At 66.2% G+C, this 13,567-nt stretch carries 7 protein-coding genes and 2 tRNA genes; 7 read left to right on the top strand and 2 right to left on the bottom strand.

The genetic code is table 11. The annotated features are described in order from the left end of the window. Nucleotides 1-115: 115 nt before the first annotated feature. A complete protein-coding gene (gene exaC, locus PNO31109_RS14165; RefSeq protein WP_150556110.1) occupies nucleotides 116-1,636 on the bottom strand; it encodes an acetaldehyde dehydrogenase ExaC in 1,521 nt (506 codons plus the stop codon). Between the two features lie 296 nt (nucleotides 1,637-1,932). On the opposite strand from exaC, the gene PNO31109_RS14170 reads away from it, so the two are divergent. Beyond that, nucleotides 1,933-3,861, top strand: coding sequence for a sigma-54-dependent Fis family transcriptional regulator (locus PNO31109_RS14170; protein WP_150556111.1), 1,929 nt, complete (start codon nucleotides 1,933-1,935; stop codon nucleotides 3,859-3,861). 42 nt (nucleotides 3,862-3,903) lie between these two features. On the opposite strand, the gene PNO31109_RS14175 is transcribed toward PNO31109_RS14170, so the two are convergent. Next, the gene (locus PNO31109_RS14175) at nucleotides 3,904-4,368 is read right to left on the bottom strand and encodes a CreA family protein (protein ID WP_150556112.1); all 465 of its coding nucleotides are present in this window, start codon (nucleotides 4,366-4,368) and stop codon (nucleotides 3,904-3,906) included. Between the two features lie 172 nt (nucleotides 4,369-4,540). Here PNO31109_RS14175 and PNO31109_RS14180 point away from each other — a divergent pair. From PNO31109_RS14180 to PNO31109_RS14205, 6 genes are all read left to right on the top strand, one after another. Then, nucleotides 4,541-4,616: transfer RNA gene (locus tag PNO31109_RS14180), tRNA-Ala, on the top strand. A 17-nt stretch (nucleotides 4,617-4,633) separates the two neighbouring features. After that, nucleotides 4,634-4,709 (top strand) — tRNA-Glu (locus PNO31109_RS14185). 807 nt (nucleotides 4,710-5,516) lie between these two features. Further along, nucleotides 5,517-6,677: a non-hydrolyzing UDP-N-acetylglucosamine 2-epimerase gene (wecB, locus tag PNO31109_RS14190; RefSeq protein WP_150556113.1), complete on the top strand. Its 1,161-nt coding sequence runs from the start codon at nucleotides 5,517-5,519 to the stop codon at nucleotides 6,675-6,677. Nucleotides 6,678-6,782: 105 nt separating this feature from the next. Further along, complete coding sequence (locus tag PNO31109_RS14195; protein ID WP_244958174.1) at nucleotides 6,783-9,095, top strand: cellulose biosynthesis cyclic di-GMP-binding regulatory protein BcsB; 2,313 nt, start codon at nucleotides 6,783-6,785, stop codon at nucleotides 9,093-9,095. 19 nt (nucleotides 9,096-9,114) lie between these two features. Beyond that, complete coding sequence (locus PNO31109_RS14200; protein ID WP_150556114.1) at nucleotides 9,115-10,812, top strand: glycosyl transferase family protein; 1,698 nt, start codon at nucleotides 9,115-9,117, stop codon at nucleotides 10,810-10,812. Next, on the top strand, nucleotides 10,809-13,556 hold the full coding sequence (locus PNO31109_RS14205) for an NfrA family protein (protein WP_150556115.1): 2,748 nt from the start codon (nucleotides 10,809-10,811) through the stop codon (nucleotides 13,554-13,556). The genes PNO31109_RS14200 and PNO31109_RS14205 overlap by 4 nt, the downstream gene beginning before the upstream one ends. Nucleotides 13,557-13,567: the final 11 nt, after the last annotated feature.

The following is a 13,567-nucleotide window of genomic DNA, read 5'->3' on the forward strand; positions in this document are numbered from 1 at the left end:
GACGCCAACGCCGGGACGATGTCGGATTCATTCGCGGATGTTGAGGACAGCATCGCACCGCAGGCGCGATGCTTCCTTGATCTGCTGCAAACGCAACGCCGAATAGAGGCGGTACTCAAAAGAAGCCGAGCGGCTGCGTGCCGTAGCTCACCAGCAGGTTCTTCGTTTGCTGGTAGTGGGCGAGCATCATCTTGTGCGTCTCGCGACCGATGCCGGACTTCTTGTAGCCGCCGAACGCCGCGTGGGCCGGGTAGAGGTGATAGCAGTTCGTCCACACGCGTCCGGCCTGGATGGCGCGACCCACGCGATAGGCGCGGTTGATGTCGCGCGTCCACACGCCGGCGCCCAGGCCGAACTCGGTGTCGTTGGCAATGGCGAGCGCTTCGGCTTCGTCGCGGAACGTCGTTACGCCAACGACCGGACCGAAGATTTCTTCCTGGAACACCCGCATGCGGTTTTCGCCCTTGAGCAGCGTCGGCTGAATGTAGTAGCCCGAGGCGAGCGGACCGTCCAGCATCTCGATGCCGCCGCCGGTGAGCACCTGCGCGCCCTCCTTGCGTGCGAGATCGAGGTACGTGAGGATCTTGTCGAACTGCTGCTGCGACGCCTGCGCACCGACCGCCGTCTCCGTGTCGAGCGGGTCGCCGCGCTTGATGCGCGCGACGCGCGCCATCACCACTTCCATGAAGGGCTCGTAGATCGATTCCTGCACGAGGGCGCGCGACGGGCACGTGCACACTTCCCCCTGATTCAGGAATCCCAGCACGAGCCCTTCGGCGGCCTTCTCGATGAATTCCGGCTCGGCTTTCATGATGTCGTCGAAGAAGAGATTCGGCGACTTGCCGCCGAGCTCCACCGTGCTGGGGATGAGGTTGGCCGCAGCCTTTGCCAGGATCTGTCCCCCCACGGGCGTCGATCCCGTGAAGGCGATCTTCGCGATGCGGCGGCTCGTCGCAAGCGCTTCGCCGGCCTCCCGACCGTAGCCCTGGACGATGTTGAGCACACCCGGCGGCAGCAGATCGCCGACCAGTTCAGCGAACAGCGTGATCGTGAGCGGCGTTTGTTCGGCCGGCTTGAGCACGACGCAGTTGCCCGCCGCCAGCGCCGGGGCCAGCTTCCACGCCGCCATCAGCAGCGGGAAGTTCCACGGGATGATCTGGCCGACGACGCCGAGCGGTTCATGAAAGTGATAGGCCGCCGTGTGCGTGTCGATCTCGGCTGCCGTGCCTTCCTGTGCGCGGATGCAGCCGGCGAAGTAGCGGAAATGATCGATGGCAAGCGGCATGTCCGCAGCGAGCGTTTCGCGCACCGGCTTGCCGTTGTCCCAGGTCTCGGCGACGGCAAAACGCTCCAGATTTTCTTCGAGCCTGTCCGCGATCTGCAGCAGGACGCGCGAGCGCGCCTGAACGGACGTCTTGCCCCACCCGGGCGCCGCCGCATGCGCGGCATCGAGCGCGAGCTCGACGTCGGCCCCGCTCGAGCGGGGGAATTCGCCGATCACGCTGCCAGTGACCGGCGACGTGTTGGTGAAGTAGCGTCCCTCCACCGGCGGGACGAACTTGCCGCCAATGTAGTTTTCATAACGCGGTTGCAGGCACAGCAGGGCGCCGGGCGTGCCGGGCGGGGCGTATCGCATGTCGTGTCTCCGGATATTGTGGTGTCGGTGGTGGCGCATCGGCCACGCGCCACGCCCAAGCAATTCGCGGGCCATCGGCGCCGAGCCCCGCGCCGACGAGCTTTGTCCGATATTCGAGCGGTCGACGTGTATCGGATCCGTGACAGTGGTGTCACCTCTCATGACACTACGTGTCACGTCCGTGGAACAGCCAATCGCCGCACGCCACACGATTGATTTCCCGCATTGCGCTCGGCCTCGGCATGGGGGATGCTTCGGGAACGACTACGCGACCATCCGGCGGGGGGAGACGACCAATGCCAGCCACTCCAGAATTCGCGCACGCGCGCCGCGTGCTCAACGTCGTGCAGGGCGATGCGACGTCAGCGGTTGCTGCGACGGATCCGAACATCGCCAGTTCATGGCGCCGCTGCCTCGATGAACACGCACTCGATCCCGGCGCGCGCATGGCGCCGCGTGTGCTCGCGTCATCGGAGCTGCGCGAGCGACGCCATGCGATGGAGCGCCTGCGTCACGTGTCGATGCCCGTGCTCGAACGCCTGCAACGCCAGTTGACGCACCCCGATCAGGCCGTACTGCTGACCGGCCCGGACGGCGTGATCGTCGACTCCCGCCTGCACGACCGTTCGCGCGACGCTTTCCATCGTGCGGGCCTCTGGCCGGGTGCGGACTGGAGCGAGTCGAGCGAGGGCACCAATGGCATTGGCACGTGCCTGGTGGAGCGTGCGCCCGTGATCATTTGCCGGCAGGACCACTTCCGCGCGCTGCATACCTCGCTCACGTGTACCGCGAGCCCGGTCTTCGCGCCGCAGGGCGAGCTGCTCGCCGTCATCGACGTGTCGTCCACGAGCGCTGACGTTACCCGGCAGAGCCAATTCCACACGCTGGCCCTCGTGAACCTGAGCGCCAAGGTCGTGGAGAGCGAGTATTTCTTCCAGCAGTATCGCGACGAATGGCTGTTGCAATTGCAGGAGCAGGCCGATCACCTCGGCGGCTTCGCGCAGGCGCTGATCGCTTTCGACGACACGGGGCGTGTGCTCGCCGCGAACCAAAGCGCACTCAATCGCCTGGGTGCGACGCGCGGGGAAATCGTGGGCTCGCGCATCGACCGGTGGTTCGCGCCAACGCTCGATTCGCTCTTCGCGCAGGGGCACCCCGCGCCGAACACGTGCTGGCCGATTCGCACCCATACGAGCGAGCTGTTGCTGGCCATGGTGCGGGCGCCCTCGCGCGCGGCAGTGCGTGGGCCGCGTCGCAGCCACGAGGTCCCTGGCGTCGCGCAGCACAAGGCGGCGAAACCGTTCGCCGACCCGGCGCTCGCGCAAGCCTTTGCGCGGGCGTGCCGCGTATTCGCGCATGACGTGCCCATACTGGTCCGCGGCGAGACCGGATGCGGCAAGGAGGTCTTCGCCCGCGCCGTTCATGCGGCGAGCGCCCGGGCGAACGGACCGTTCGTTGCCCTCAATTGCGCGGCGATTCCCGAGTCGCTGATCGAGAGCGAGCTCTTCGGTTATGTGGGCGGAAGCTTCACCGGTGCGCGCAAGGAGGGCATGAACGGCAAGCTGTGGCAGGCCAACGGCGGCACGTTGTTTCTCGACGAAATCGGCGACATGCCGTTTGCCATGCAGACCCGCCTGCTGCGCGTGCTGGAAGAGCGCATGGTGATGCCGCTGGGCGGCGGCGAACCGGTGCCGCTCGACATACGCGTGCTCAGCGCGACGCATCGCGACTTGCCGGCGCGCATTGTCGAGCGCCAATTTCGCGAGGACCTTTTTTACCGGCTGAACGGTCTGGAAGTCAGCGTGCCGCCGCTGCGCGAGCGTGAGGACAAGCGCGAACTGATCTTCCATCTGCTCTCGCAAACGCACGCGCAAGGCCGCATCGCGCTCACGCACGAAGCGCAGGAGCGCCTTTGCGCCTATGCGTGGCCCGGCAATGTGCGTCAGATGCGCAGCGTCATCCGCACGCTCGTGGCGCTATGCGAGAACGGTGTGATCGCGCTGGGCGACCTTCCGGAGGAATTGCGAGAGACGGACACTTCGCGGCTCGGGCGCGACGAGGCGGCACGGGAGCTCGAAGCGCCGCTGGAGGCTGCGGAACGCCAGGCGCTGCGCGCCGCGCTCGACGCCTGCCAGGGACAGGTGAGCGCCGCGGCGCGCCGGCTCGGCGTGAGCCGCAACACGCTGTATCGGAAGTTGAAGCGATTCGGGTTGCCGCGCGCGTGACGCAGGTGGCGGTCCGCTCCCGCCCGGCGCGTGCGCCGTCGGCTACTTCGTGGGAATCGGTGTGGCGCGATCGATGGGAACGGCGGTGATGCTGTTCTGCGGCGACCCGTCGATGAGCTTGTCGGAATAGGTGAGGTAGACGAGCGTGTTGCGCGTCTTGTCGACCATGCGCACCACGCGCAGCTTCTTGAACAGCGGCGACAGCCCTTCGGAGAAGACCTCTTCCTCGTGCGGGAGTGGCTTGCCGAAGGCGACCGGTCCGACCTGGCGGCAGGCAATCGACGCTTCGGCCTTGTCCTCGGCCAGTCCGACCATGCCTTTCACGCCGCCGGTCTTGGCGCGCGAGACGTAGCATGTGATGCCTGGTACCCTGGGGTCGTCGTAGGCGTCCACGACGATCTTGTGATCCGGCCCCAACAACTTGAATGCGGTACTGACGTCGCCGACGCGCTCGGCGTGTGCCCAGCTCGCGGCGACCGTCAGTGCCAGTGCAACCACTTTCTTCATGAGGATGTCCCGTCAAAAGTCGCGGCACGCGGCCGCGCGATGCGATTCTACTCGCGTCGCGTGACGACAAACGCGTCCGGTGAACGGCCCGCCGATGGCGCCTGGGTAGCGCGCAAGGACGAAAGCGGTTGCCCACCGCGTTCAAACGCGCTATAGTCACGCCTCTTCGCGCGGGGGTATAGCTCAGCTGGGAGAGCGCTTGCATGGCATGCAAGAGGTCAGCGGTTCGATCCCGCTTACCTCCACCAAACGAATGACGGTCTACGTCCCCTTCGTCTAGAGGCCTAGGACATCACCCTTTCACGGTGAGTACAGGGGTTCGAATCCCCTAGGGGACGCCATCTATCGGCATCGGTGTGACATCCGCACATCGCGGCCCGCCGGCGTCGGGTTCGGCAAAACGCATACCAGGGCCGGATGTCTTCGTGACATCCGGCCTTTTGTGTTTACCTTTTGCGTTCACCTCTTGCGTTGACATTCTGGGGCGGGCCCCGATTTGCCCGTGGGCGTCCCGAGCCGGATTTCTCACCCGGTGCGAACACCCGTCGCGATCGCGGCCTGCCCGGGCGAACAAGATGTCGCGGATATGACAGCGTTCCCGAGCCCCATCGACCGCTCCCCAGGGTGCAACGCTCCATGGCTGCATCGTTGGCAAGATGCGCCTGCGGCAACGTACCCGCCGTTCCGCGCCGAAGCGCGCCGCGCGAGGACTTCCGTGCGCTGCCCGTCCTTTCGCCTTGGGGGCCCCTGTGGACCGCACGCACGCCCGGCCTTGATTTCCAAGGACTTTTTTTGTTGTTGAGACGCTACAGCGTTCGTTTCTTCCCTGATGGGGGGACTGTATGGGGACGGTGGACCTATACTATGCGCACCAACCTGGTTTGTGCTGCCGCGAAAAAACGCGTGATTGGCAGCGGGGAATCGGGTGGCAAGAGGGGGGTATTCGATCCCGGCCGGGTCGGTCGGTGTCGTTCGCAGGTCTTCGTCGCGCAGACGACCGATATCAATATATCGGATACCGACACAATAGTCGTAGCGTCGCTGCTGTCGTCCCGTCCTTGTTTCCGAGCTAGCCCTGTCCGATGTTCCGGGACGAGATGAGCCTGCGCGCCATACGGCGTGAGCAGACGCCGACCAAAGAAATAACGATGAAAGTTCTGTCTATCTTCGGCACGCGCCCCGAAGCGATCAAGATGGCGCCCCTGGTGACCGCGCTCGATCGTGAGCCCGGCATCGACAGCGTGGTTTGCGTGACGGGTCAGCATCGTCAAATGCTCGATCAGGTCATGTCGCTCTTCGGGCTGTCGGCGAAGTACGACCTCGATGTGATGGTGCCGAACCAGACGCTCAACGGGCTGTTCTCGCGCGCCATTGCTCGTGTGGACGCCGTGCTCGAGGACGAAAAGCCGGACTACGTGCTGGTCCACGGCGACACGAGCACTGCGTCGGCGTGCGCGCTGGCGGCATTCCATCGCCGCATTCCCATCGGCCACGTCGAGGCCGGCCTGCGCACGGGCGATCTGGGTAAGCCCTTCCCCGAAGAAATGAACCGCCGTGTGGTGGACGCCGTGGGCGACTGGCTGTTCGCGCCCACGGCCACGTCGCGCGAGAACCTGTTGCGGGAAAACCTGCAGGGCCGCATCGCCGTGACCGGCAACACGGTGATCGACGCGCTTGCCACGCTCACCGCACGTCTGCGCGACGATTCGCCGCTCGCCCGCAGCGTCGCCGACCGTTATCCGTGGCTCGACAGCTCGCGCCGCCTGCTGCTCGTGACGGGCCACCGCCGGGAGAGCTTCGGCGACGGGTTCCGCAACATCTGCGCGGCGCTCTCGGACCTGGCGCGCCGCGACGACATCCAGATCGTCTATCCGGTGCATCTGAACCCGGCCGTGCGCGAAGTGGTGATGACAGCGCTGTCCGGCTTCAGCAACGTGCACCTCATCGATCCGCTGGACTACGTCGACTTCGTCTGGTTCATGCAGCGTGCCTATGTGATCCTCACGGACTCCGGCGGCGTGCAGGAAGAAGCGCCGTACCTGGGCAAGCCGGTGCTTGTCATGCGCGACGTGACCGAGCGTCCGGAGGCCGTCGCCGCCGGGACGGTGGCGCTCGTCGGCGCCCATCGCGAGCGCATCGTGGCCGGCGTGTCGCGCCTGCTCGACGAGCTGGCCTATCACACGTCGTTCTCGCGCCGCCTCAATCCCTACGGTGACGGTCACGCCTCGCAACGCATTGTCGACGCCCTGTGTGGACGCGCGGTGAGCGAGTTCGATCCGGACGCCGCCGCGCCCGGCCATGCGTCCTGACACGATGCCGGAGCGCTCCCGATGACTGTCCCGACCTCCATGCCGATGCCCACTCACTCTGTCTCGATCGCTCGTGCGAGCGACGCGCCTACTCACGGAACCATCATGCCGCAGCCTAACCCGTTGCCCGCCACGACCGCCACGACCGCCACGCGCGGCCGCAAAGCCCCCGACACGCCGTCCCCCTCGTCATTGGCGCCGCCGACGCCTGCGCCCCGCACGCGCCGGGTCGCCGCCGGCGTGCTCGCCGCGCTCGGCGTGTTGGGCGCCGTTGCGCCGGCCGTCGCGCATGCGAGCGCCCTGGGCGACAGCGTGCGCGCACTCGGCGCGGGTACGAACCTGCAGCGCAGCATCGCGCTGTCGGACCTGGGTATCACGGCGCCGGTCGTGCTCTCGGGCGACGCAAGCCAGGACTTCTATCTCCCGGTGCCCAAGGGCCTGCCGCTGGCCGACGCATCGATCGCCTTCGATGGCCGCTACCTGAAGGGCGAACGCGGCGCGGCGTCGGTGGTGCTGTCCATCGACGGCCAGCCGATGACGTCCCAGTCGCTGCCCGATGGCGACGGGCCGCTGCAGCGCACGCTCGCCGTCTCACCGAGACCGCGCGACTCGGGCTTCGTGCGTTTTTCCGTCAATTGGCATTCGCGCACGGGCGAGTATCGCTGCGAGCCCGACCGTTCGCTGGCCAATTCGGTGACGATCACGCCGCAAACGCGCCTGACGTATCGCATCGACCAGAAGTCGGTGTCTAGCCTCGACGACGCCTGGGGGACGCTGCCCGGCACACCGTCGCTGCTCGTGGCTTCCAGGACGCTTGCTCAGGACGCGTTCGACAGCGCCTGGCGCATCGGCGTTGCGCTCGAGCGCAGCGGCAAGCGCGTGACCGTGCGGGCGCTGCCGGCCGTCGGCGACGTCGTCGATACGCGCGGGGTCAATGTCCCGGCCGGTCTCGCCGGTGTGCCCGCATTCGCCGCGCTGCGCGACAACAGCGCGACGCACAAGCTCGCCAACGACGCCGAGCTCGGCGCACTGCTGGCGCTCAACGCCGCGTCGGTCAGCGGCGACGTCGTGGTGGCCGATGCGGCCCTGCGCGCGCGCCTGGCCGCCGCTTTCGACGCACTGCAGGCGCAATTGGCCAGCGACGCGGACGCAGCCGATGCATTCAAGGCATGGCGCGCCCAGCGCGCACCGCTGGCCAACGACGCCCTCGCGGCCAAGCAGATCCGCCTGCTTAACATGGGCAATCAGTCGGTGATCGCCGTGGCCGGCGACGCCGGCGCACAAGCCGCGGGCCTGTTCGACAACGCGCTGCGCCGCCTGCTGTTGTCGAACAACGTGACCGTGCCCGTCGCGCATACGCCCGACATCGCCGACAAGCAGGTCGTGCGGCTCTCGAGTCTGGGCGGCTCGTCGGACAGCTTCGACGTGCTCGCGCGCGGCGACTGGACCGTGAGCTTCCCGCTCGGCGCGGTCGCCTCCGACGGCCGCATGCCCGGTGAAATTTCGCTGTATCTGTCGGCGGCGCCCGGTCCGGCGGCGTCCAAGCCGGTGGCGACGGTTTTCTGGAACGGCATCCTGCTCGCGGCGAAACAGCTCGACGCGAACGGCCGTCCCGAGCAACTCAAGGCGCGCGTGCCGGGCTACGTGCTGGGCGTGAACAACACGCTGCGCGTATCGGTGCAACGTCAGCCGTATTCGGCGAACTGCGACGAGATCCCGCAGGCCTATCCGGTCAATGTGCTGCCGGCCGCGAGCTACATCCGCCCGGGCAAGGCTGAGCCGGACGGTACGTTCGTCGGCCTGCTGCCGCTCATGGCGGGCAACCCGCAGCTAATCGTGCCCGATCGATATCTGCAGGACGCCCCCGCGAACATTCGCCGCGTGATCGGCATTGCGGCGGCAAGCGGTCTCGCGCCGTCGCGCACGGAACTCACGGTCGCCGCGGACGGCAAGCGCGTGAAGCCGTCCAAACCGTTCGTGGCGATGGAAGTCCAGGTCGATGGCGCCAAGCCGACGGTAAACGTGTCCGATCGCAAGCGTCTCGAGATCGGTGGCAAGGACGCCAAGTGGCTCGACATCACCGGGTTGCAGAACCTGTCGACGGCGGAAGTCGTACGCGGCGGCGGGGAAGACGGTCTGTTGTGGTACGCCGTGGGCGACGCGAAGGCGGATGTCGGTGAGCCGTTCCTGCTCAATCGGGGCAACCTCGCGATCATCGGCCCGGCCGGTCCCGTTGCCTGGATCGACACCAGCAACCCGGACGCCAGCCAGCCGCCCGGCGCCGGCGAGAGCGCATTCTATGAATGGCGTCGCTACGTGTCTTGGGGCGTGCCGGCAATCGCCATCGCGTTGCTTGCGATGCTGGTAGTGCTCGTGCTGGCGCTGCGCGCCGGTCGCAAGAAGCAGAACGGCCAGTGACCGGCAGGGGCGTGACGCCGTGATCTCCTCGCTCTACTGGCCCTACCTGGTGGCCGACTACTATCACGTGCTGGAGGTGATCAGCGCGGTGGTCGGTCTCATCATCCTGTTCTCGGCCATCGACGATCTCTTCATCGATGGCTGGTACTGGGGCCGCCAGCTCTACCGTGCGCTGTTCATCAAGCGCCGATACGCGCCGTTGCAGGCGTCGCAGCTGCGTGCCGTGCGCGAACAGCCGCTCGCGATCATGGTGCCCGCATGGCTGGAGTACGACGTGATCGCGGCCATGCTCGAGAGCATGGTGGGCACGCTCGAGTACAAGAACTACATGATCTTCGTCGGCACGTATCGCAACGACGACAAGACCAAGAACGAAGTCGAACGCATGCGCCGCCGCTACCGTCAGCTGGTGCGCGTGGAGGTGCCGCACGACGGGCCGACCTGCAAGGCGGACTGCCTGAACTGGATCGTGCAGGCGATCTTCAAGCAGAACCAGCAACAGGCCGAACCGTTCGCCGGGGTGATCCTGCACGACAGCGAAGACGTGCTTCACCCACTGGAGCTCAAGTACTACAACTACCTGCTGCCGCGCATCGACTTCATCCAACTGCCGGTGACATCGCTCGAGCGCGAGTGGTATGAACTGGTCGCGGGCACTTACATGGACGAGTTCGCGGAATGGCACACCAAGGATCTGGTGGTGCGCGAGAGCCTGTCGAAGATGGTGCCTTCGGCCGGTGTAGGCACCTGCTTCTCGCGTCGCGCGCTCGAGGAGCTTGCCGCCGAGACGCAGAATCAGCCGTTCAACACCGACACGCTGACCGAGGACTACGACATCGGCGCCCGGCTCGCGCGCAAGGGCATGAAGCAGATCTTCGGCAAGTTCCCGGTCGAGTACGTGGTCAAGCGCCGCGGGCTGTTCGGCTTCGGCCGGGAAAAGGTTTCGACGATCCGCATGCCGCTGGGTATCCGCGAGTACTTCCCGAACACCTTCAAGACTGCCTATCGTCAGAAGGCGCGCTGGACGCTGGGCATTGGCCTGCAGGGCTGGATGCAGGTCGGCTGGGCCGGCTCGCTCGCCACGAAGTACCTGTTGTTTCGCGACCGCAAGGGGCTGGTGACGTCGTTCGTCGCCATCATCGCTTACGTGCTGCTGGTGAACTTCCTGCTGTTTCTGCTGGCCGACAGGATGGGCTGGTGGACGATCTATTATCCGTCGGTGTTCCCGCCCAATGGCTGGCTCGTCACCCTCATGGGAATCAACGCGCTGGCGCTGGCGCTGCGCGTCTTCCAGCGCAGCTACTTTGTGTACCACATGTACGGGTGGGAGCATGCGCTGCTGGCGTTTCCGCGCATGGTGATCGGCAACTTCATCAATGCCATGGCGGCAGCCCGCGCGTGGCGCTTGTTCATCGTCCACCTCATCACCGGCAAGCGCCTGGTGTGGGACAAGACGATGCACGACTTCCCGTCGACCGACCAGCTCTCGCAGCAGCGTCAGCGCCTGGGCGAATTGCTCATGTCCTGGCAGGCCATCGACGAAACGAAGCTCGCCTACGCGCTGGACGTGCAAAAGCGCGAAGGGCGGCCGCTAGGCGAAATTCTCATCGAGCAGGGCTGGCTGGACGAAGCCACGCTGCACGAAGCCATCTCGTTTCAACAAGGCGGGGCGGGCCCGGCATTGCAACCCAATGATTCTTCTTCCGTCGCGACATGAAGCCGCCTTTCCGTACGCTTTTCCTCGTCACGGCCATGGCCTGCTGCTGGCCTGCCACACAGGCGGCGGCCCAGACCCCGCCGCGCTCGGCTCGCCCGAGCGGCGACGCGCCGCTTTCCGGGCAAGCTTGGAAGCTTGCCGATCAAGCCTACAAACACTATCAGGCCGGACGTTTCGCGCAGGCCGCGGGCGCGGCTGCGGCGGCCGTGCGCCTGCGCCCGGACGTGCTGCGCCTGCGCATGCTGCTCGTGTACTCGCTGCAACGGGCCGGCAAGCTCGACGAAGCGCGCAAAGCCGTCGAGGACGCTATCAAGTACGGGTTCGACTCGCCGGCGCTGCGCGACGCGAGCGCCAACCTCAGCCAGGCGCAGGCGGGCGGACCGCCGCCGACGCAAGCCTACCGTCGCGCTTTCCCGATCGCCACGCAGGCCTATTCGGAATACAACGCGCAGCAATACGCGGAATCGACCGAACACGCGGAGCAGGCTTTTCGCATCGATCCGACGCAGGGCGCCTGGGCGCTGCTGTGGATCGCGGGACTCGAAGCGCAGGAGAAGTTCGAAGACGGTGTCGCTGCAGCCAACACGGCGATCTCGCTGGGTGCTCCCAACACGTCGGACCTGAAGGCGCGCATCCAGGTGCTGCGTGCGCGCATGGCCGTCGAGCCCGCAAGCCGGGGCTATCAGGCGATCATCGACAACAAGCCGAAGGATGCCATTCCGTTCGCGCGCGAAGCGGTGCGGCTCTCGCCCGACGACGACAGTTACCGCCTGCTGCTGATTTCCGCGCTCATGCTTGACCAGCAACTGCCCGAAGCGGAGGCCGCCGCGACAGACGCACTCAAGCAGAACGACGAGAACACCGTGGCGCTGGAAATGCGCGGGTATCTGCGTGCGTTACAGGGCAAGAAGGAACTCGCGGACGCCGATTTTGACGAGGCGCTCAAGCAGGACTGGCTCGACGAGGGACAGCAGCGCAACGTGCGTCTGATCGCCGTCGACGCCGCACTCGCGGCGGGCGATCATGCGCGCGCGCTCGCGCTGCTCGCGCCGCTGGCCGATAAGGATGGCAAGGAAAGCAGGGACGAGCTGGTGAAAAAGCGCCTGAAGCTCGCGCGCTCGGGCAAGCGCGCGCCGAAGGTACTCACGCAGGCCAACTTCCCGGCACCGATCCAGGATCCGCGCGAGACGCCTTACGGCACTGTCTACGAATTGCTGCCATACGACACCGTCGGCTATGGAGGCCCGTCAGCGCAGGCCTATGCGGCATACGACCGCGAAGATTACCAGGAAGCAATCAGGCAGGCGCGCCGCGCGGTTGAACTCGATCCCAAGAGTCCGATCTACCAGAACCTGCTAACGTCGACGCTGGCCGCCGGCAATGCGGAGCAGGCCAAGGAAGCGGGCGAGCGCATCGACAAGGCGCTCGCCGAAAGGCCAAACGATCCCGACCTGCTGGTGCAACGCGGCTATTTGCGTCAGCGGCTCAACGAACCGGCGCTCGCCGTTGACGACTTCCGCGCCGCACGTGCGTCCGGCAAGGCGCCACCGGACATCGTGCTGGCCGAAGGCTATGCGCTCGCCGCCGCCGGCAAGAAGGACGAAGCCGAAGCGACGTTCCGCCACGCCATCGACGAGTACGACGCGAAGCGTCTGCCGCTCACGCCTGAGCAACTGTACGACACGCGTGGGGCGATCGCGGATGTATCGCGTCAATGGGGCGCAACGGTGTCGGTCGGCTATCGCGGCGCGCGTCCTGCGGGCGGTGCGCTGGGCGGCGCGGCGATCTCGGTGCCCGGCGACGCCGTATTCAGCACCGCCGAAGTGTTCTGGCGCCCGCGCGGCTGGCTGAACGCCAACGGCCGCGCCTTCGAAGCCTACGCGCAGGTGTCGAACACGCTCTACGACGGCGGCGGTCGCACGCTCGCGCAGACGGGACTCGACCCCTGCAGCCAGGCGCCTATCAACATCGACCCGACGTCCAACCGGGGCATTGCTGGCATTCCGACGACGCAGGGCATTCTCGGCGTGCGCTTCACACCGTCCACCGATATCGGCCTGACCTTCGGCATCGAGCGCCTGTTCAACCTGGGCACGGCGACGCGTACTGGCACGTTCCAGCCCAAGCGTCAGGATCTGCGATGCGCACTCAATCAGCAGAACGCGACCGGGAACTACCGGTCCAACGCCGGCAATGGCGGCTGGCAAGCGTACATGACGTATGGCTACTACATCGGCAGCGAGCTGCGCATGGACCAGCCGAGCTGGTTTACGCTCGAGAGCTACGTACAGGCGGGTTATGCGTGGCAGGACATGCCGTCCGATCTCTGGCTGACGGACAACACCACGGGCGCAACGACGACGCGCACTTCGGGCAAGGTCAAGCGGCGCCAGTACTTCGGCGCTTTCGAGGTGCGCGCGGGTGAGAGCTTCCGTATGGATCAAATCAGCGAGCATCTCGTGCTCTACCCGTATGCGGTGCTGGGCGGGGACTGGATCAAGACGGCCGATCGCGTGGAAGGCTTGCCGATCTCTGGCGTGGACGACTACGAACTGCTCGGCAATGCGTCCTCGTGGTCGCTCGGCGCCGGGCTCGGCTTCAACGTCCGCTATTACTTCCGATCGGATCACTACAACACGGCGCGTTCCTACGTGGACTTTGCCACGCAGTATCGCTTCAACATTGGCGGCGGGCAGGCGGATCGTGCGAAGGGGTTGTTCCTGACCTTCACGCTCTCGTACTGAGCGCGGACACA

It is taken from the genome of Pandoraea nosoerga (assembly GCF_902459585.1).
In the GTDB taxonomy this organism is placed as follows: Bacteria; Pseudomonadota; Gammaproteobacteria; order Burkholderiales; family Burkholderiaceae; genus Pandoraea; species Pandoraea nosoerga.